This window comes from Aquabacter spiritensis (assembly GCF_004346185.1).
GTDB lineage: Bacteria > Pseudomonadota > Alphaproteobacteria > Rhizobiales > Xanthobacteraceae > Aquabacter > Aquabacter spiritensis.
Map to the genome: position 1 here is coordinate 444,012 of NZ_SMAI01000002.1, position 17,542 is coordinate 461,553.

19 protein-coding genes and 1 tRNA gene are annotated in these 17,542 nt (G+C 67.4%); 15 read left to right on the top strand and 5 right to left on the bottom strand.

Going from position 1 to position 17,542, the window contains the following annotated elements; all coding sequences use genetic code 11:
- Positions 1-174 precede the first annotated feature (174 nt).
- The 8 genes from EDC64_RS06195 to EDC64_RS06230 all read left to right on the top strand — a co-directional run bounded on the left by EDC64_RS06195 (position 175) and on the right by EDC64_RS06230 (position 5,652).
- On the top strand, positions 175-1,137 hold the full coding sequence (locus tag EDC64_RS06195) for an HlyD family secretion protein (RefSeq protein WP_132030377.1): 963 nt from the start codon (positions 175-177) through the stop codon (positions 1,135-1,137).
- Entirely contained in the window at positions 1,134-2,102 is a 969-nt protein-coding gene (locus EDC64_RS06200; RefSeq protein WP_132030378.1) for an ABC transporter ATP-binding protein, read from the top strand. The genes EDC64_RS06195 and EDC64_RS06200 overlap by 4 nt, the downstream gene beginning before the upstream one ends.
- Positions 2,099-3,223, top strand: a complete 1,125-nt coding sequence (locus EDC64_RS06205; RefSeq protein WP_132030379.1) for an ABC transporter permease — start codon at positions 2,099-2,101, stop codon at positions 3,221-3,223. The genes EDC64_RS06200 and EDC64_RS06205 overlap by 4 nt, the downstream gene beginning before the upstream one ends.
- Before the next feature lie 127 nt (positions 3,224-3,350).
- Positions 3,351-3,575, top strand: coding sequence for a YgaP family membrane protein (locus EDC64_RS06210; protein ID WP_132030380.1), 225 nt, complete (start codon positions 3,351-3,353; stop codon positions 3,573-3,575).
- Entirely contained in the window at positions 3,572-4,453 is an 882-nt protein-coding gene (locus tag EDC64_RS06215; RefSeq protein WP_132030381.1) for an MBL fold metallo-hydrolase, read from the top strand. The genes EDC64_RS06210 and EDC64_RS06215 overlap by 4 nt, the downstream gene beginning before the upstream one ends.
- 4 nt (positions 4,454-4,457) lie before the next feature.
- Positions 4,458-4,805, top strand: coding sequence for an ArsR/SmtB family transcription factor (locus EDC64_RS06220; RefSeq protein WP_132030382.1), 348 nt, complete (start codon positions 4,458-4,460; stop codon positions 4,803-4,805).
- A complete protein-coding gene (locus tag EDC64_RS06225; RefSeq protein ID WP_132030383.1) occupies positions 4,795-5,226 on the top strand; it encodes a YeeE/YedE family protein in 432 nt (143 codons plus the stop codon). The genes EDC64_RS06220 and EDC64_RS06225 overlap by 11 nt, the downstream gene beginning before the upstream one ends.
- A 3-nt stretch (positions 5,227-5,229) precedes the next feature.
- Positions 5,230-5,652: a DUF6691 family protein gene (locus tag EDC64_RS06230; RefSeq protein WP_132030384.1), complete on the top strand. Its 423-nt coding sequence runs from the start codon at positions 5,230-5,232 to the stop codon at positions 5,650-5,652.
- Between the two features lie 11 nt (positions 5,653-5,663).
- Here the strand turns inward: EDC64_RS06230 and ribA are convergent, their stop codons facing one another.
- The gene (gene ribA / locus EDC64_RS06235; protein WP_132030385.1) at positions 5,664-6,782 is read right to left on the bottom strand and encodes a GTP cyclohydrolase II RibA; all 1,119 of its coding nucleotides are present in this window, start codon (positions 6,780-6,782) and stop codon (positions 5,664-5,666) included.
- A gap of 326 nt (positions 6,783-7,108) precedes the next feature.
- Between ribA and EDC64_RS06240 the strand changes: the two genes are divergently transcribed.
- Positions 7,109-7,498: a DUF2147 domain-containing protein gene (locus EDC64_RS06240; RefSeq protein ID WP_132030386.1), complete on the top strand. Its 390-nt coding sequence runs from the start codon at positions 7,109-7,111 to the stop codon at positions 7,496-7,498.
- Positions 7,499-7,507: 9 nt separating this feature from the next.
- Here EDC64_RS06240 and EDC64_RS06245 read toward each other — a convergent pair whose 3' ends face one another.
- The 3 genes from EDC64_RS06245 to EDC64_RS06255 are packed head-to-tail and all read right to left on the bottom strand — an operon-like array spanning position 7,508 to position 10,876.
- Complete coding sequence (locus EDC64_RS06245) at positions 7,508-8,725, bottom strand: SAM-dependent methyltransferase (protein WP_132030387.1); 1,218 nt, start codon at positions 8,723-8,725, stop codon at positions 7,508-7,510.
- Positions 8,715-9,524: a DUF1365 domain-containing protein gene (locus tag EDC64_RS06250; protein ID WP_132030388.1), complete on the bottom strand. Its 810-nt coding sequence runs from the start codon at positions 9,522-9,524 to the stop codon at positions 8,715-8,717. Before EDC64_RS06250 ends, EDC64_RS06245 begins: the two co-directional genes overlap by 11 nt.
- Entirely contained in the window at positions 9,521-10,876 is a 1,356-nt protein-coding gene (locus tag EDC64_RS06255; protein WP_132030389.1) for an NAD(P)/FAD-dependent oxidoreductase, read from the bottom strand. Before EDC64_RS06255 ends, EDC64_RS06250 begins: the two co-directional genes overlap by 4 nt.
- A gap of 182 nt (positions 10,877-11,058) precedes the next feature.
- Here EDC64_RS06255 and EDC64_RS06260 point away from each other — a divergent pair, with 182 nt between their 5' ends.
- The 4 genes from EDC64_RS06260 to EDC64_RS06275 are packed head-to-tail and all read left to right on the top strand — an operon-like array spanning position 11,059 to position 14,228.
- On the top strand, positions 11,059-11,637 hold the full coding sequence (locus tag EDC64_RS06260; RefSeq protein WP_132030390.1) for a sigma-70 family RNA polymerase sigma factor: 579 nt from the start codon (positions 11,059-11,061) through the stop codon (positions 11,635-11,637).
- Complete coding sequence (locus EDC64_RS06265) at positions 11,634-12,296, top strand: ChrR family anti-sigma-E factor (RefSeq protein WP_132030391.1); 663 nt, start codon at positions 11,634-11,636, stop codon at positions 12,294-12,296. The genes EDC64_RS06260 and EDC64_RS06265 overlap by 4 nt, the downstream gene beginning before the upstream one ends.
- A 43-nt stretch (positions 12,297-12,339) precedes the next feature.
- Positions 12,340-13,164, top strand: coding sequence for a DUF1295 domain-containing protein (locus EDC64_RS06270; protein ID WP_132030437.1), 825 nt, complete (start codon positions 12,340-12,342; stop codon positions 13,162-13,164).
- On the top strand, positions 13,161-14,228 hold the full coding sequence (locus tag EDC64_RS06275; protein WP_132030392.1) for an SAM-dependent methyltransferase: 1,068 nt from the start codon (positions 13,161-13,163) through the stop codon (positions 14,226-14,228). The genes EDC64_RS06270 and EDC64_RS06275 overlap by 4 nt, the downstream gene beginning before the upstream one ends.
- On the opposite strand, the gene ettA is transcribed toward EDC64_RS06275, so the two are convergent.
- Positions 14,229-15,884 (bottom strand): energy-dependent translational throttle protein EttA, encoded by a 1,656-nt coding sequence (ettA, locus tag EDC64_RS06280; RefSeq protein ID WP_132030393.1) that lies wholly within the window; start codon positions 15,882-15,884, stop codon positions 14,229-14,231.
- 156 nt (positions 15,885-16,040) lie between these two features.
- On the opposite strand from ettA, the gene EDC64_RS06285 reads away from it, so the two are divergent.
- Both EDC64_RS06285 and EDC64_RS06290 read left to right on the top strand, forming a co-directional pair.
- Positions 16,041-16,553 (top strand): cupin domain-containing protein, encoded by a 513-nt coding sequence (locus EDC64_RS06285; protein ID WP_132030394.1) that lies wholly within the window; start codon positions 16,041-16,043, stop codon positions 16,551-16,553.
- Positions 16,554-17,056: 503 nt separating this feature from the next.
- Positions 17,057-17,131: transfer RNA gene (locus tag EDC64_RS06290), tRNA-Gly, on the top strand.
- Positions 17,132-17,542 lie beyond the last annotated feature (411 nt).

Here is a 17,542-nt window from a genome sequence, read left to right on the forward strand (position 1 = left end):
AACGTCCGCGCACTCCATGCTCCGTGCGATGGCGCATTCTCCCGATGCGGGATGTTCCCGCTCCGACGGCATTCATTTGGATCAGGCGGTTCGGCCAGATTTCGCCGCTGGACTCGGATCCCGTCGTGACGGCTCAATTTGGGGCGCCATTGCGGGCCTCGGAGGGTACAGTCCATGAGGCGGAAGAGTCTTGGCGTCGTCGCGCTGTTCGCCTTAGCGCTGCTCGCATCCTGCGACGCGGCACCGGATGATATGTTCACCGGCTATGTCGAGGGCGACCTCCTGTTCATCGGTCCCCAGGAGCCCGGCCGGGTGCGCACCCTGGACGTGGCCGAGGGCAGCGCGGTGATGGCCGGGCAGGTGCTCGCCACTTTGGAAGACGACATACAGCGCGCAGAGCTTGCGGCGGCCGACGCGACGCTCGCCGAGGCCCGGGCGCGCCTCGCCCGGGCGCAGGCGGCGCAGCAGCGGCCCGAGGAGATCGCCATTCTCCACGCTGCCGAGCGGCGGGCGGAGGCCGCCCTCGACCTCGCTCGAATCGAAATGGAGCGTCAAAAGGCGCTGGTGCCAAAGGGCGCCGCCTCCCAGGCCGCCCTCGACACCGCCCAGCACCAGCATGATCAGGCGCTCGCCAGCCTGGATGAGGTGCGCCGGCAGATCGATGCGGCGACGATCGCCGCCCGCGAGGAAGACATCGCCGCCGCCGCGGCGGTTCTCGATCAGGCAGAGGCGAACCGGGCGGCGGCCCGCGTGCGCCTCGATCGCCGGGCGCTGAAGGCGCCGGCCGACGCGGTGACGCAGACGCTGTATTACCGCGTGGGCGAACTCGTGCCGGAGGGCCGGCCGGTCGCCGCCCTCCTGCCGCCGGGCCTGGTGAAGGTGCGCTTTTTCGTGCCGGAGGCGGTGCTGCCCCAATTCGCCCCGGGCAGAGAGGTCGCCGTCTTCTGCGACGGCTGCCCCTCTCTGACGGCGCGCGTGAGCTTCGTCTCGAACGTCGCGGAATTTACCCCGCCGGTGATCTATTCCCGTGAAGAGCGCGCCAAGCTGGTCTATCTCATCGAGGCCCGCCCCACCGAGCCTTCGGCCGCGCGCCCGGGCCAGCCGGTGACGGTCCGGCTCAGGGGGCCGGGGCAATGAGCGCGGCGCGGGCCGAGCCCGCGGCCGGGATCGCGATCGAGGTCGAGGGCCTGCGCAAGACGTTCGGCGATCATGTGGTGGTCGATGACCTCACCATGCGGGTGCCGCGGGGCGAGATCTACGGCTTTCTCGGTCCCAACGGTTCGGGCAAGACGACGACGATCCGCATGCTGTGCGGGCTTCTGACGCCGGATGCCGGACGCGGCACCTGCCTCGGCTACGACATCCGCACCGAGGCGCGGGAGATCCGCGCCAAGGTGGGGTATATGACCCAGCGCTTCTCGCTCTATGCCGATCTGTCGGTCCGCGAGAATCTGGAGTTCGTCGCCCGCCTCTACGGGGTTCCGGCCCCGGAAAAGGCCGCGCAGGCGGCGCTGGAGCGCCTTGGCCTCGAAGGGCGCGGACGGCAACTCGCAGGTGAATTGTCCGGCGGTTGGAAACAGCGCCTCGCCCTCGGCGCCTGCATCCTGCCGGCCCCCGAATTGCTGTTGCTCGACGAACCTACAGCCGGCGTCGATCCTCAGGCGCGGCGGGAATTCTGGGCCGAGATCCATGCGCTCGCGGCGGAGGGGCTGACGGTCCTGGTCTCGACCCATTACATGGACGAAGCCGAGCGCTGTCACGAGATTGCTTATATCGCCTATGGCCATCTCCTGGCGCAGGGCCCGGTGGCGCAGGTGATCGCCGCGTCCGGCCTCACCACGGTTACGCTGGAGGCGCGCGACGCATCGATCGGCGCCCCCGCGATGGCGGCGCTCACGCGCGAGATCGAGGTGCGTCCGGGCATCGACATGGTCGCGCCGTTCGGGACGCGGCTGCACATTTCCGGCCGCGATCCGGCGGCGCTGGAAGCCGCGCTCGCCCCCTATCGGTCGCGCCCCGATCTGATGCTGACCGCGGACGCCCCGACCCTGGAGGATGTGTTCATCGATCTGATGCGGCGCTCGAAGGATGCCCGCAAATGAGCGGCCGCGACTTTGTGCGGCGGGTCAACGCCATGGTGGTGAAGGAGTTCATCCAGCTCCGGCGCGACCGCGTGACCTTCGCGACCATGATCATGATCCCGCTGCTGCAACTCGTCCTGTTCGGCTACGCCATCAACACGACGCCCCGCAATCTGCCGACCGCGGTGTTTGCACACGAGAACACCGACATTACCCGCGCCATCGTCGCCGCCCTGAAGAACACGGCCTTCTTTCAGTTCACCCGCCAAGCGCAGAGCGAGGCAGAGGCGGAGCATCTGATCCGCGGGGGCGAGGTCTTGTTCCTGCTGGAAATCCCGGCAGGGTTCGAGAGAAGCCTCCGGCGGGGCGAGAAGCCGCGCGTGCTGGTCGCGGCCGACGCCACCGATCCCGTCGCGGCGGGAAATGCGCTCGCGGCGCTGGAGGGGGTGGTGGCGACCGCGCTGCGGCGCGAGCGCTTCGTCGACACGCCCGGCGAAGCGGCCTTCGAGATCGTCCAGCATCGCCGCTACAATCCGGCCGGTACCTCCCAGCTCAATATCGTGCCGGGCCTGCTCGGCACCATCCTCACCATGACCATGCTGATCTTCACCGCGCTCTCCGTGACCCGCGAGACCGAACGCGGCACCATGGAGAGCCTGCTTTCCATGCCGATCCACCCGGTCGAAATCATGCTGGGCAAGATCCTGCCTTACGTGGCGGTCGGCGTGATGCAGGGGGTGCTGATTCTCGGTGCCGGGATGATTTTGTTCGATGTCCCGGTGGAGGGATCGGTCTTCCTGCTCGCGGTGGTGACCCTGCTTTTCATTACCGCCAACCTTGCCGTCGGCTACACCTTTTCGACGCTGGCGACCAATCAGCTCCAGGCGGTGCAGATGAGCTTCATGTTCTTCCTGCCCAACATCCTCCTGTCTGGCTTCATGTTTCCGTTCGCCGGAATGCCGGTCTGGGCGCAATGGATCTCGGAGGGTCTGCCGCTCACGCACTATCTGCGCATGGTGCGCGGCATCCTCCTGAAGGGCGCCGACCTGCGGGATCTCGGGCCGGATATCGCCATCCTCGCCGGCCTCATGCTGGTGGCGATGACGATCGCCGTGGCCCGATTCCGCCAGACCCTGGATTGAGGGCGCCTGCGTCGGTTGACGGACGGAACCCGCAATATGAATTTCAAAAAAATGATTGCATTTTTATGAAATCATTTTAGGTAATGTGTGTGGCAGCACTGGCGCTGCCGGAACACGGATTTTGGCCATGACCAGCAATGTCGGAGGCGTCGATCGTGCATCGCGCATCGTCGTGGGGCTCGCCATTCTCTCGCTGACCCTGTTTCTCGAAGGCGAAGTCAGATGGTTCGGGCTGCTCGGCCTGATTCCCCTGGCGACCGGTATCCTCGCCACATGCCCAGCCTATAGCCTGCTTGGCATCTCCACCTGTGCGTCCGGATCGCCCGCGAGCGGGCGGGGAGGGCGCGCATGACCGCCGCACCTCACGTCACCGGCTTTTTCGACCCGCGCACCTGGTCGATCCAATATGTCGTGGCCGATCCTGCGACGCGCCGGTGCGCGATCGTCGATCCGGTCTACGACTTCGACGAGAAGTCCGGCCAGACCGCATCATTCAATGCCGACAGGTTGCTCGCCTTCGTGGCGGAGCAGGGCTACGAGGTCGAGTGGATTCTCGACACCCACCCGCATGCCGACCATTTCTCGGCAGCCCATTATCTGAAGCTGAAGACCGGCGCGCCCACGGCGATCGGTGCCAAAGTGGCGGACGTCCAAGCGCTGTGGAAGGGGTTTTACAACTGGCCCGACTTTCCCGCAGACGGGTCACAGTGGGACCGCCTGTTCGCCCATGGCGACACCTTCAAAGTGGGTACGATCGATGCCCGCGTGATGTTCTCGCCGGGTCACACCTTGGCGTCGGTGACCTATGTGATCGGCGACGCGGCCTTCGTTCACGATACGCTGTTCATGCCGGACAGCGGCACTGCGCGAGCGGATTTTCCGGGCGGCAGTGCGAAGGTTCTGTGGCAATCGATCCAGGACATCCTGGCGCTGCCCGACGCGACCCGAATCTTCACCGGCCACGATTATCAACCCGATGGGCGTGATCCGCTGTGGGAATCGACGGTCGCCGAGCAGAAGGCGCAGAATATTCATCTGACGCGCTGCCCGGACGAAGCGTCTTTCGTCGCGCTTCGCGAGGCGCGCGACAGGACGCTCGCCATGCCAAAGCTGATCCTGCACGCGCTTCAGATCAATACCAATGGCGGGCGCCTTCCCGAACCCGAATCGAACGGGGTCCGCTACCTCAAGATCCCGCTCGATCTGCTCGAAGGCGCGGCCTGGGACTGACGCGATGATGGACATGCTTTCCGAAGAAGCGGTACGGATGAAGGAGCGGGTGGAGGAGGCCTCCGCCTTCCTGAAGTCGCTCGCCAACCCAGACCGACTGCTGGTCGCCTGCGCGCTGGTCGACGGCGAGCGCTCCGTGCGAGAACTGGAAGACCTGCTCGGCATCCGCCAGCCGGGATTGTCGCAGCAGCTCGGGGCGTTGCGCGAAGCAGGCCTCGTGGTCGCGCGCAAGGCCGGCAAGCAGGTCTTCTACCGCCTCGCCGATCCGCGCGTGGAGACCTTCATCACGACCATGCACGCCTTGTTCTGCGCACCGCAGGCGGGCCGGGGAGGAGACGGCGATGGTCACTGACTTCACGCCCGTCGCGTCGTTCGCGGGCGGTGTCCTGATCGGCCTCAGCGCGGTTCTGATGCTGTTGCTGGAGGGACGCATCGCCGGCATCAGCGGAATCGCGAGCCGCCTCCTGCCGCCCTATCGCGACGCCGGGTTCGGCGGACGCGCGGCTTTCGTCGCGGGACTTGTGGGCGCCCCGTTTCTGGTCGCCGCGGTCAGCGACGGGCCGATCGTGCAGACGGTGTCGTCCAATTTCGCCCTCATGGTCGTCGCGGGACTGCTGGTCGGCTTCGGTTCGGTGTGGGGCAGCGGCTGTACCTCCGGACACGGCGTCTGCGGCTTGGCGCGCCGGTCGATCCGCTCTCTGGTCGCGACCGGCGTCTTCATGGCGGCCGGGTTTCTGACCGTCTTCCTCATGCGTCATGTGATCGGAGGCTGAACGATGTCTCTCCTCATCAATCTCGGGCTCGGCCTGCTGTTCGGCGTCGGTCTCGTCGTCTCCGGCATGGCCAACCCGGCGAAAGTTCAGAATTTCCTCGATCTGTTCGGCACCTTCGACCCTTCGCTCGCCTTCGTTATGGGCGGGGCGGTGCTGGTCTCGTTCATCGGCTTCCGATTGGTTCAGGCGCGGGAGGCGCCGATCTTCGCGCCGCGTTTCCTGCTTCCCACGCGCACCGATATCGATGCGCGCCTGGTCGTCGGACCGGCCTTGTTCGGCATCGGCTGGGGGTTGGGCGGCTTCTGTCCGGGGCCGGCTTTCACCGCCCTCGGCCTCGGTGCCCCCGGCACGCTCGCCTTCGTGCCGGCTTTGCTCGCCGGCATGTGGGCCGCGCGGCTGATGGCGGAGCGCAACGCTCCGGCGTGAGATGGCGGGCGCTACCCCGCCTGCATCGTGTCGAGGTCGATCCTGTGCCCCGCGCGGTCGCGTTTCGCCGCGAGATAGGACATGTTCTGCGGCGTTGAACGGCCGAGGACCCGGTGGTCGGACACGACCTCGAGTCCGGCGGCGGTCAAAGCGGCGATCTTCTCCGGATTGTTGGTGAAGACCTGCACCGCCGTCACGCCGAGTTGGCGCAGCATGGCGGCGGCGAAGTCGAAGCGGCGCTGGTCGAGGCCGAAGCCGAGCAGTTCGTCCGCATCATACGTGTCGTAGCCCTGCGACTGGAGCTTGTAGGCGCGCATCTTGTTGGCGATGCCGTTGCCGCGCCCTTCCTGGTCGAGATAGAGCAGAATGCCGCCCGCGCCCGCGGCCATCCCGCGGACCGTATCGCGCAATTGGTCGCCGCAATCGCATTTCAGGCTGCCGAACAAATCCCCCGTCAGGCAGGCCGAGTGCAGCCGCACCGGCACCGGCCGGGCGAGGTCGGGGCGCCCGACGATGATCGCCACCTGGTCGCGCAGCCCTTCCCCGCCGCGGAACACGACGAATTCGGTCTCCGGCGCGCCATCGAGCGGGACCGGCGCCCGGCCGACCATCCGGAGCCCCCGCACCTCGGTGGCGCGGTGGGCGAGAATGTCGTGGGCTTCCACCCGCAGCGCATCCCCGCCGGTCTGCCCGTCTTCGAGCGGTGCGATCACCGCCGCCGGCAGGACCAGCGCGAGGCGCAGAAGTTCGAGCGCGGCGATGTCGAGCGGGCCGGCGGCGAGCACCGGGGCATCGAGGCGCGCATCGATGCGCAGCGCCAGCGTTTCCACCCGCTCCGGATCGAACCCGGGCAGCGCGACGGCACCCGCCTCGGCGCGGGCGGCCCCGAGGCGCGCGAGGCGCGGCCCCGCCAGAACCAGGCGACCGCGCAGCGGGGCGAAAGCCGCGAGGCCCGCCGCCGCCTCGGCGTCCAGCGCTTCCGCCCCGAGGACCAGGGCCGCCGCGCCGTCCGCCGCGATGCGCACAGGCCGGCCGGCCCGGAGATCGGACAAAGCGCGTTCGACGGCGATGTGGCCAGCGCGCGCCGCAGGCGACAAAATCGGAGACGCGGGGAGTTTCTGCAGCGACATCGAGGCCTCGCCATCTTCGCGCCGCCGCCGAGATCCTGGCGGCCAAGCTGCCGTTTCTACGGGGCCTCCGCCGAAGCGGATTTCACCATCGCAGACATTTTTGAATGTCCCGCCCAGGCGTTGAGATCGGGCGGCACGGTGGGCACCACGGCGAATCGCCGGGGGAAGCAGATCGACGTGGTGCCCTGCGCCGAAGCGGGTGAGCTTTTGCGCAAAGCGGGTACGTGTGGCGCAGGCGTGCGGATCACCCGCTATGGATCCAATCGTCAGACGGTCGCGTAGAGAGATCTGTCTCGGCGGAGGGACGATCCGATGAGGAGACCGTGATGAGGACAGTCGTCGCAAGCTTAGCCACCCTCGCCACCCTCGCCGTCTGCGTGGCGCCCGCGTCCGGTCTCGCCGCAACGTCGGATGTGTTCGGCGTCTGGATGCGCGGAGACGGCAATGCAAAGGTCCGCATGGCGACGTGCGGAGACGATATCTGCGCCACCAATCTCTGGATCAAGGATACGTCCGGCGGCGAAGCGGTCGGCGACAAGCTGGTGATGACCGTCAAGCCCAAAGGCGAAAATGCCTTCTCCGGCGAGGCCTACGACCCGAAGCGGGGCCTGACTTACGCGATGGAGCTCCAGGTGACCGGCGATCGCATGACGACGCGCGGATGCGTGATCGGCGGCCTGGTCTGCCGAAGCGTCCACTGGTCGCGCGCGGACTGATCGGCGCGGTCAGCCGCGCAGGCGGTAGAGCCCGACATCGATGGCGCCGGAGCGAAATCCGCCCTCGCAATAACTGAGGTAATAGTCCCACATCCGCCGGAAGCCGAGGTCGAAGCCGAGTTTCTCGACCGCCTCGGCATTCTGGTGGAAGCGGTGTCGCCAGTCGGCGAGCGTGCGGGCATAGCTGTCGGCGAACCATTCGCCGGAGACATATTCCAGCCCCACGCGGCGGGCCTGCTCGCGGATGATGTCGACCGTCGGCAGCATGCCGCCGGGAAAAATGTGGCGCTGGATGAAATCGGTGCTCTTGCGGTAGGCGTCGAACCGGTCTTCCGCGATGGTGATCGCCTGGAGCACGGCGATCCCCCCGGGCTTCAGGCGATCGCGGATCGTTCGGAAATAGGCCGGCCAATAGCGCTCGCCCACCGCTTCGATCATCTCGATCGAGACGATCCGGTCGTAGAGTCCCCCGGTGTCGCGATAGTCCTCCAGGCGAAACTCGGCGGCCCCGATCCGGGCCGCCGGCCGCTGGCGCGCGATTTCGAGCTGGCTTTGCGAGAGCGTGACGCCGGTGACGCGCGCCCCCCGCTCCACCAGATGGTCGGCCAGCGCGCCCCAGCCGCAGCCGATCTCCAAAACGGTTTCGCCCCCGGTCAAGTCCAGCAGATCGCCGGCGCGCGCGATCTTGGCCTGCTGCGCGGCCTCCAGCGAAGCATCCGGGCTCGGATAGAGGCCCGACGAATAGCTCATGCTGGGATCGAGCCAGAGCGCGTAGAAGGCGTTGCCGAGATCGTAATGATAGAAGATGTTCCGCCGGCTTCCCGCCTTCGAATTGGAGCGGAAGGTGTGCAGGATCTGATTCCAGGCGCGCAGCGGCGCCGATCCCGCGACCACGCGCTCGACATAAGGCGCGTTGCGCGCGGCGAATTCGAGCAAGGCCGCGAGGTCGGGGCTCGACCAATCGCCCGCGACATAGGACTCGGCGAAACCGATATCGCCGCCGGCCAGGAGGCGGCGAACCGCACGCCAGCGATGGATCAGAAGTTCGGCGTCCGGGCCGGGTTCGGGTCCGCGATGGTGGAGGCGTGTCCCATCGGGCATGACGGCGGTGATTTGGCCGCACGGCAGGCTGCCGAGCAGGCGGCGGAAGGCGAAAGCGCCGATCTTGTCCGGCGCCGACCACCGGCGCAGCCGCACCGGTTCGGCGCTCCGATGTTCAGAGACCATTCTGGGCAGATCCTGTGGCGGGAGGCTGAGGCACGTGCGTCACCGGGCAAGAAGGCGGGGCGGGCTTGCGATGCAGCGGCACCCCCCTGATCCAGAGGCGCACCGCCTCCCAATAAATAGCGGCGACAACTTTCACCGTCATCACAGGAAATTCAACGAATGCCCGCGCCAACGCAGCGTCGGACAGGGGTTCGCGGGCCGCGGTGTGAACCGCGGTGAGGACCGGGCCGTCCGCGTCGCTCACTTTGATCGCGAGTTGGAACGCGTCGCCCGGCGGACGCAGCCGAAAGGCATAATCGAATGCCAAATCGAGGAAAGGCGAGACGAAGAAGCGCTTCCGCGACGATTGCCGCACGATCCCGTCCGCAGCCGCGTTCGCGGGCAGGAGATAGGAATGGCGCTCGCCGAACGTGTTCGACACCTCGTAGAGCGTCGCGATCAGACGTCCCGTCCGATCATGGCAGAAATAGATGCTGAGCGGATTGAACACGAAGCCGAGCATGCGGGGCATGCACAGAAGCAGGATCCTTCCGCCATCGGGCGCGAGACCTGCGGCGCGCAGATGCCGCTCCACCTGGGGCTTCAGGGGCGCCTGAATGCCGCTTGCGAAGTCGCGGTCGTGGATGCTGAACAGATTGAAGCGGTTGTGCGAGAGCAGCCGCAGGCGCGCGCAATCCGCATCGATCGTGTCGAGGTCGATCAGCAGCGAGAAGATGCGGTAGGCGAGCCGGTGCGGCCGGGGCCGGAGCCTGCGGTGCATCACCTGGCCCCGGTACAGGCCGGGGGCGTGCGCCGTCATGCGACGAATTCCAGGTCGGCCGGCGGCGCGACCGGTGTCGCGACCGCGATCCGTCCGGATTCCTGTGCCACGCGCCACGGGCGGCGGACCCCGCCCAGGCCTTCGGCGACCGCAAGGCCCGCCTGGAGCCCGTCCTCATGGAAGCCGGCGCCGAAATAGGCGCCGCAGAACCAGGTGGATTTGACGCCCTGGAGCGACCAGAGGTGCTGTTGCGCGGCCATGGCGGCGGTGTCGAAGGTCGGGTGCTCGTACAGGTCGGTGCGCAGGATATCGGCATCCCGCGGCGGCCGGAGGGGGTTGAGGGTAACGAACAAAGGCTGATCGGCGGGAATTCCCTGGAGGGCATTCATCCAATAGGTCACGGACAGGCGGCGGTCGGCGGCGGTCCCCGCGGCCAGATAGTTCCAGGCCGCCCAGGCCGCACGGCGCTGCGGCATCAGGCCGGGATCGCGGTGCAGGACGGCGAGGTTGCGGGTATAGGTGAAGACGCCCAGCAGACGGCGCTCCTCCGGCGTCGGATCCGCCAGCAGCTTCAGGGCCTGATCGGCATGCGTCGCGATCACCACATGGTCGAACCAGCGGCAGCCGCTGGCACCGTCGCCCAGCGCGACGCGGCCGTCGACCCGCTGCACCCAGCGCACCGGGTTTCCGCGGACCACCCGCAGTGTCTGGTCCGCGAGCAGCCGCTCGACGTAAGCACGGCTGCCGCCATCGACCGTCCGCCAGATCGGACGCCGGGTGAGTTGGAGCAGACCGTGATTTTCGCAGAAGCGGATGAAGGCCGCGGCGGGATAGGCGCCGATCCGGGCCGATGGCGTCGACCAAATCGCCGCCGCCATGGGATAGAGATGATCGTCACGGAACGCCGCACCATAGCCGCGCGCGTCGAGATAATCGCCGAGGCTTTCCTCGCCGATCCCGGCAATCTCGGCGGGTGCCTCGCGGTAAAAGCGCACGAGGTCGCGCAGCATCGACCAGAAGCGCGGATTGAGCGCATTGCGCCGCTGCGCCAGCAATCCCCTCAGCCCATTGCCGGAATATTCCAGCCGCCCGCCATCGAGCGACACGGCGAACGACATGTCCGCCGGCTTCGTCGGCACGCGCAAATGTGCGAACAAAGCGGTGAGATTGGGATAGGTGGCCTCGTTATAGACGATGAAGCCGGTATCGACGGGCGTGCCGGACGCATCCACGGTATGGCTGTGGCCGCCGATCCGCCGATCGGCTTCATAGAGGGTGACGTGATGGCGGGAGGCGAGGAGCCAGGCCGCGGACAGCCCGGAGATTCCGCTTCCGATCACCGCGATCTCGAGCGGCCGGTCCGGAGCGATGCGGCCTGGAGTGACGTTCATCTGGGACCTTTGCGGAGCCGCGACTTCGGCGGGTGTGCGATCATGCAGGTACGTAGCCGCCTTCGCCACAGATCACTGATCCGATCGGGGCGGGTCGCCGTAGAAGGCGCATGCATGCCGCCGAGCCCATCACGCAGATCGCCCTTCGACCGCTGCGCCCCGTCCCGACGCGGAGGGTGCGCATGAGGTCCGTCGACGAACAGGACGGCGTTTTGCCGACCGCCGAGCTCGGACGCCTGATCGGCGTGATCGCGGCGCAGCGCGACCGGGAGGCGTTCACGCAGGTCTATCGCCATTATGCGCCGCGGCTGAAATCCTTCTTCCTGCGGGGCGGCATGGCGGCCAATATGGCCGAGGAACTGGCGCAGGAGACCATGCTCCAGGTCTGGCGCAAGGCCTATCTGTTCGATCCGGCCCGCGCCGGGCCGGGCACCTGGATTTTCACCATCGCCAAGAATCTTCGGATCGACGCGCTGCGCCGCCAGCGCGTCGCGACCGACGACGATGCCGATCTGGCCGATGCGCCCGACGATGCGCCCTCGGGCGAAGCCGTCCTCCTGGCGTCCGAGCGCGAGGCGCGGGTGCGCTCGGCGCTCGCCAGCCTGTCCGCCGAGCAGGCGAAAATCGTCCAACTTTCCTTCTTCGGCGACAAGGCGCACGCGGAAATCGCCCGCGAGCTGGGCATTCCGCTCGGCACCGTCAAGTCGCGCGTTCGGCTCGCACTCGGAAAGCTGCGGGCTTTGCTGGAACCGATCCGATGACCATTCGCCACCATGCCAGTGATGAAACCTTGCTGCGGCTCGCAGCGGGCCACCTGCCCCCGGGGCCGGCTCTGGTCGTGCAGACCCATCTCGCCGGCTGCCCGGACTGCCGCGCCCGCCTGAAGGTCTTCGAGGCCGTGGGCGGGGCTTTGCTCGACGAGATGCCGCCTGAACGCATGAGTTCGGAGGCTTTCGCGCGGGTCATGGCGCGGATCGATGCCAGCCCGCAGCCGCGCCCCGGTGCGGCGCCGCGCGCCCGCAGGGCGCCGCCCGCCATGCCGGAGGGGATGATTGTGCCCAAGCCGCTGCGGGACTGCGAGATCGGCCCGTGGCGCTGGTTCGGGCCGGGGATCCGCATCAGCCGGGTCGAAATTCCCGGTGCGCCCAAAGCGGGCGTGAGCCTGCTGCGCGTCGGGGCCGGCCGCAAGCTGCCGGAGCACGGGCATTCCGGCATCGAGTTCACCCAGCTCCTGCACGGCTCCTTCTCCGACGCGTTCGGACGCTATCTCCCCGGCGACCTCGCCGAAATGGGAGCCGACGTGGATCACGAGCCGGTGGTGGATCCGGATGGCGACTGCATCTGTCTTGCGGCGTTGGAGGGCGAAATGGTGCTGAGGGGCCTGATGGGTCGGCTGATCCAGCCGTTCGCCAGGATCTGACCGGTCCGCCGGCTCCCCCGCGGCGGACCGAAGCGAGGGCATGATGAGCATCCTCCTGTTCGCCTGTTGTATCGCGGTGCTGCTGTGTCTGGTGATGGCGGTCGCCTGGGCGGTGGCGGAACGCACGGGCAATAGCGGCTGGGTCGACACGATCTGGTCCTTCGCGGTGGGCGGGGCCGGCGGCCTCGCGGCCCTGGTGCCGCTCGACGGGGCGCCGGGCTTCCTGCCGCGCCAGTTCCTCGTCGCGGGCCTGGTCGCCGTCTGGTCGCTGCGGCTCGGCCTGCACATCCTCGCCCGCACCCGCGCCGGGCACGACGATCCCCGCTATGCCCATCTGCGCCGGGAATGGGGCGATGCGGCGCCGCGCAACCTGTTCCTGTTCCTTCAGATCCAGGCAGTGGCCGCACTGGTCCTGGCGCTCGCTCTGCTGGCGGCGGCGCGCAATCCCCTGCCGTATTTCCATCTCGGCGACGTCCTCGGCCTGGGGCTCGCGCTCGTCGCGATCTCCGGTGAGGCGGTCGCCGACCGGCAACTGGCGCGCTTCCGCGCCGATCCCGCAAATGCCGGGCGGGTGTGCGATGTCGGGCTCTGGGGCCTCTCGCGGCATCCCAACTATTTCTTCGAATGGCTGGGCTGGATGGCCTATCCGCTGATCGGCCTCGATCTCGGCGGCGCCTATGGCTGGGGCTGGGCCGCCTTCGCCGCACCAGCCCTGATCTATTGGCTGCTCGTCCACGCCTCCGGCATCCCGCCCACCGAAAGCCACATGCTGCGCTCGCGGGGCGATGCGTTCCGCGCCTATCAGCGGCGGGTCAATGCCTTCTGGCCGTGGCGGCGCCGTGGTGGCGACGAGGAGAAGCGGAGATGACGCTGATCGCAACGGCGAACCGGATGGTGGAGCGGATCCCGATTCCGGACGCGGTGACGCGGTTCGGCATCGACGTCATGGTGGGGCGCACCCGGCGCAGGCTCGCCCGCCTGCCGGACCGGGTGGAGGGAGAGTTCGCCCGCGCCATGGCCGACTACCCGGTGGCCGTCCACACGGCGGACGCCAATGCGCAGCATTACGAACTGCCCGCGGACTTTTTCGGCCTGGTCCTCGGGCCGCACCGCAAATATTCCTGCTGCCTCTATCCCGAAGGCACCGAGACGTTGGCCGAGGCCGAAGCGCGGGCGCTTGCGGAGACCGCCGCCCATGCCGGGCTGGCCGATGGCCAGCACATTCTCGAACTCGGCTGCGGCTGGGGGTCGCTCACCCTGTTCATCGCCGAGCGCTTTCCCGCATCGCGCATCGTCGCGGTCTCGAACTCGGCCTCGCAAAGGCGCCACATTCTGGCGGCGGCGGCGGCACGCGGGCTCGGCAATATCGAGGTCGTGACCGCCGACATGAACGACTTCTCGACCGGGCTGCGGTTCGACCGCGTGGTGTCGGTCGAGATGTTCGAGCACATGTCGAATTGGCCGGCTTTGCTCGCGCGGATCCGCACCTGGCTGACGCCCGAGGGGCGGTTGTTCGTGCACGTCTTCACGCACCGGCGCAGCCCCTATCGCTTCGACCACGGCCGGCGGGACGACTGGATCGCCCGCTATTTCTTCACCGGCGGCATCATGCCGAGCGCCGGCCTGATCCGGAATTTTTCCGACCAGTTCGAGGTCGAGGCCGATTGGTGCTGGGACGGCGGGAATTATGCCCGCACGGCCGAACATTGGCTGGAAAATTTCGACGCCAACCGCGACCGGATCGACCCGATCTTCGCGCGCATCTACGGGCCGGACGCCGCGCTGTGGGGCCGGCGCTGGCGGCTCTTCTTCCTCGCCACCGCGGGCCTGTTCGGACATGATCGCGGGCGGGAATGGGCGGTGCACCATTATCGCCTGCGGCCAAGCCGGGAGCCGGTCTTGTCGGACCGGGGCGCGCCCCGGTCCGGCTGATCAGCGCGAGAACTTCTTGTACTGGATGCGCTTCGGGATGACCGAATCGATGCCCAGCCGGCGCTTCTTGTCTTCCTCATAATCCTGGAAATTGCCCTCGAACCATTCCACGTGGCTGTCGCCCTCGAAGGCCAGCATGTGGGTGGCGATGCGGTCCAGGAAGAAGCGGTCATGGGAGATGATGACGGCGCAGCCGGCATAATCCTCGAGCGCGTCTTCCAGGGCGCGCAGGGTGTCGACGTCGAGGTCGTTGGTGGGCTCGTCGAGCAGGAGCACGTTGCCGCCGCGCTGGAGCGTGCGCGCGAGATGGACGCGGTTGCGCTCGCCGCCGGAGAGCATGCCGACCTTCTTCTGCTGGTCGCCGCCCTTGAAGTTGAAGGCCGCACAATACGCGCGGGAGGGAATTTCCTTCTTCCCGACATAGATGATTTCGTTGCCGCCGGAGATTTCCTCCCAGACCGTCTTCTTGTCGTCCAGCGCGTCGCGGCTCTGGTCGACATAGCCGAGCTTGACCGATTCGCCGATGGTGATGGTGCCGGCGTCCGGCTTTTCCTGGCCGGTGATCATGCGGAACAAGGTGGTCTTGCCCGCGCCGTTCGGCCCGATGACGCCGACAATGCCGCCGGGCGGCAGCTTGAAGGAGAGGTTGTCGATCAGCAGCCGGTCGCCGAACGCCTTGTTGAGGCCCTCGAAGGCGATGACGTTCTGGCCCAGGCGCTCGGCCACGGGGATGACGATCTGGGTGGCCGAGGGCATCCGCTCGGACGCCTTCTGCAGCAGGTCCTCGTAGCGCTGGATGCGCGCCTTGCTCTTGGCCTGGCGGGCGCGGGGCGAGGTGCCCATCCATTCCTGCTCGCGGGCGAGGGCGCGCTGGCGGGCCTCGTCCTCCCGGCCTTCCTGGACGAGGCGCTTCTGCTTCTGGCCCAGCCAGGACGAGTAATTGCCCTCGTAGGGAATGCCGTTGCCGCGGTCGAGCTCCAGGATCCAGCCGGTAACGTTGTCGAGGAAGTAGCGGTCGTGGGTGACGATCAGGATCGCGCCGGGATAGGTGCGCAGATGGCCTTCGAGCCACGCCGTGGTCTCGGCGTCGAGATGGTTGGTGGGTTCGTCCAGCAGCAGCAGTTCGGGCTGTTCGAGCAGCAGGCGGCAGAGCGCCACGCGGCGCCGCTCGCCGCCCGAGAGCTTGGCGACGTCGGAATCGTCGGATGGGCAGCGCAGCGCGTCCATCGCCTGATCGACCTTGCTGTCCAGGTCCCAGAGGCCCTGCGCCTCGATCTGGTCCTGGAGATCGGTCATCTCGTCCGCCGTCTCCTCGGAATAATTCATCGCGAGTTCGTTGTAGCGGTCGAGGATCGCCTTCTGCTTGGCGACGCCCTCCATCACATTCTCGCGGACGCTCTTGCTCGGGTCGAGCTTCGGCTCCTGGGCGAGATAGCCGACCCGCACGCCTTCGGCCGGGCGCGCTTCGCCCGAGAAGTCCTTGTCCATGCCGGCCATGATGCGCAGGAGCGTGGACTTGCCGGCGCCGTTATTGCCGAGCACGCCGATCTTGGCGTCCGGGTAGAAAGAGAGGTGCACGTTGTCGAGCACCTTCTTGCCACCGGCATAGGTCTTGGTGAGGCCGTGCATGTGGAAGGCATACTGATAGGCAGCCATGGGACGGGCGGCTCCGAATGGGAAAATCGGGAAGGTTGCCGCCGTTTTAGTGCGCCATGGGAGGGAAGGGAAGCGCGAAGCGATTCCCTAACGCGCATTCCGGGCCTAACCTCGGGGGGAAAGCGGGCGGCACGGCCTGCTGCGGAGAGACGTCCTATGAGCCAGAAAGACGATCACGGGCATCCGCATGCCCATCCTGCGCCTGCGCTTGCGCCGTCCCCCGACTGGCGGGACCGTGGCGTGAAGGTGATTCCAGGCGACCAGCTCGACCCCAACACCGCCCAGACCCCCGGCATGAGCCGCGCCACCGCGATCAACCAGGCCCGCGCCGGCGCCGAGAAGATCTGGGCCGGGACGGTGCACATCCATCCCGACGCGAAGACGGGCGCGCACCATCACGGCGACCTGGAAAGCGTGATCTATGTCCTGAAGGGCAAGGCGCGCATGCGCTGGGGCGAGGCACTCGAATTTACCGCCGAGGCCGGGCCCGGCGACTTCATCTTCATCCCGCCTTATGTCCCCCATCAGGAGATCAACGCCTCGCCCGACGAGGTGCTGGAATGCGTCCTGATGCGCTCCGGCCAGGAGCCGGTGGTGGTCAATCTCGACATCGAGCCGGTCGAGACGCCGACCGAGGTCAAATGGATCGATCCCATCCACAATGCCTGACCCGCCGACCCGAAGGCGATCCCGCGCGGGCGGGTGCGCCACGCCGTCGCGGCGCCGCAGGACCGGTGCGCCCCGGCCGGTCCTGCGCCGAGATCCCCGCACAAGAGGGGTCTCGGAGCCCGCCCCGCGCGGCGCACCCGGCGCGGCGACATCCCGTGCCTCGGGAGAATCCTCTCGAAAGAGGGTTGCGCGCGGGAAGACGCCGACGCGGCCGAGCCGCGGCCGCATCCTCCAGCGTCGCGCCTCAAACCCAGCGTCCCAAACCCCGACCCTCGAAGATCCGCCTTCCAAGCCCCCGCCTTCCAAGCCCTTGCCTCGGAAGATCCTGCCGCCCAAGATCCGCCTCCCGAGATCCGCCTCCCAAACCCCGCCTCCCAAACCCCGCCTCGGAAGAGTGTCCTCCGACACTCCGGCGCCGACCGTGCAAAAGCCTGTTGCATTCGCGCGGAGCATTTGGCATAGACACCCACCTGCCGCCGGGCCTGCCCCGGAGGCGGATGGATGCGGGTGTAGCTCAGGGGTAGAGCACAACCTTGCCAAGGTTGGGGTCGTGGGTTCGAATCCCATCGCCCGCTCCAAATTTTCCAATTAAAATCAGATACTTAGCAAACGCCCTTCGGGGCGTTTTCTGCTTCCAAAGCTCCACGCTGCGGGCGTTGGAAGCGGAACGGAAGCATCTGCACGAAAGTCGCCGGATAGCATGGCGCGCTGACGGCGCCCTTCCTGCGCCTCTGCCAGACGCAATGCCAAGTCGAAAACGCCGGCAAATGGCCTCTGCGTCACCTGCCCTGTAGTCCCAGAACGCCCGGTGCTCTCAGGCATAGATTCGTCTGGATCTGTGGCCCATCCGAGATCAGGCGGTCAGCGAGGCGGATCTGCCAACCAATGACATCATCTGCCGGTCGTTCGGGAAGCGACGGCGGGGAAGGCTCCGCTCGACGTGACGCATCTCTAGGCACCTCACCGTGCCGATAAGAGTGAGAGGCAGG

Excerpts from the sequence above, each read along its gene's own strand:
- EDC64_RS06195 (WP_132030377.1), top strand. The coding sequence starts at position 175 with ATGAGGCGGAAGAGTCTTGGCGTCGTCGCGCTGTTCGCCTTAGCGCTG.
- EDC64_RS06200 (WP_132030378.1), top strand. The coding sequence starts at position 1,134 with ATGAGCGCGGCGCGGGCCGAGCCCGCGGCCGGGATCGCGATCGAGGTC.
- EDC64_RS06205 (WP_132030379.1), top strand. The coding sequence starts at position 2,099 with ATGAGCGGCCGCGACTTTGTGCGGCGGGTCAACGCCATGGTGGTGAAG.
- EDC64_RS06210 (WP_132030380.1), top strand. The coding sequence starts at position 3,351 with ATGACCAGCAATGTCGGAGGCGTCGATCGTGCATCGCGCATCGTCGTG.
- EDC64_RS06215 (WP_132030381.1), top strand. The coding sequence starts at position 3,572 with ATGACCGCCGCACCTCACGTCACCGGCTTTTTCGACCCGCGCACCTGG.
- EDC64_RS06220 (WP_132030382.1), top strand. The coding sequence starts at position 4,458 with ATGATGGACATGCTTTCCGAAGAAGCGGTACGGATGAAGGAGCGGGTG.
- EDC64_RS06225 (WP_132030383.1), top strand. The coding sequence starts at position 4,795 with ATGGTCACTGACTTCACGCCCGTCGCGTCGTTCGCGGGCGGTGTCCTG.
- EDC64_RS06230 (WP_132030384.1), top strand. The coding sequence starts at position 5,230 with ATGTCTCTCCTCATCAATCTCGGGCTCGGCCTGCTGTTCGGCGTCGGT.
- ribA (WP_132030385.1), bottom strand. The coding sequence starts at position 6,782 with ATGTCGCTGCAGAAACTCCCCGCGTCTCCGATTTTGTCGCCTGCGGCG.
- EDC64_RS06240 (WP_132030386.1), top strand. The coding sequence starts at position 7,109 with ATGAGGACAGTCGTCGCAAGCTTAGCCACCCTCGCCACCCTCGCCGTC.
- EDC64_RS06245 (WP_132030387.1), bottom strand. The coding sequence starts at position 8,725 with ATGGTCTCTGAACATCGGAGCGCCGAACCGGTGCGGCTGCGCCGGTGG.
- EDC64_RS06250 (WP_132030388.1), bottom strand. The coding sequence starts at position 9,524 with ATGACGGCGCACGCCCCCGGCCTGTACCGGGGCCAGGTGATGCACCGC.
- EDC64_RS06255 (WP_132030389.1), bottom strand. The coding sequence starts at position 10,876 with ATGAACGTCACTCCAGGCCGCATCGCTCCGGACCGGCCGCTCGAGATC.
- EDC64_RS06260 (WP_132030390.1), top strand. The coding sequence starts at position 11,059 with ATGAGGTCCGTCGACGAACAGGACGGCGTTTTGCCGACCGCCGAGCTC.
- EDC64_RS06265 (WP_132030391.1), top strand. The coding sequence starts at position 11,634 with ATGACCATTCGCCACCATGCCAGTGATGAAACCTTGCTGCGGCTCGCA.
- EDC64_RS06270 (WP_132030437.1), top strand. The coding sequence starts at position 12,340 with ATGAGCATCCTCCTGTTCGCCTGTTGTATCGCGGTGCTGCTGTGTCTG.
- EDC64_RS06275 (WP_132030392.1), top strand. The coding sequence starts at position 13,161 with ATGACGCTGATCGCAACGGCGAACCGGATGGTGGAGCGGATCCCGATT.
- ettA (WP_132030393.1), bottom strand. The coding sequence starts at position 15,884 with ATGGCTGCCTATCAGTATGCCTTCCACATGCACGGCCTCACCAAGACC.
- EDC64_RS06285 (WP_132030394.1), top strand. The coding sequence starts at position 16,041 with ATGAGCCAGAAAGACGATCACGGGCATCCGCATGCCCATCCTGCGCCT.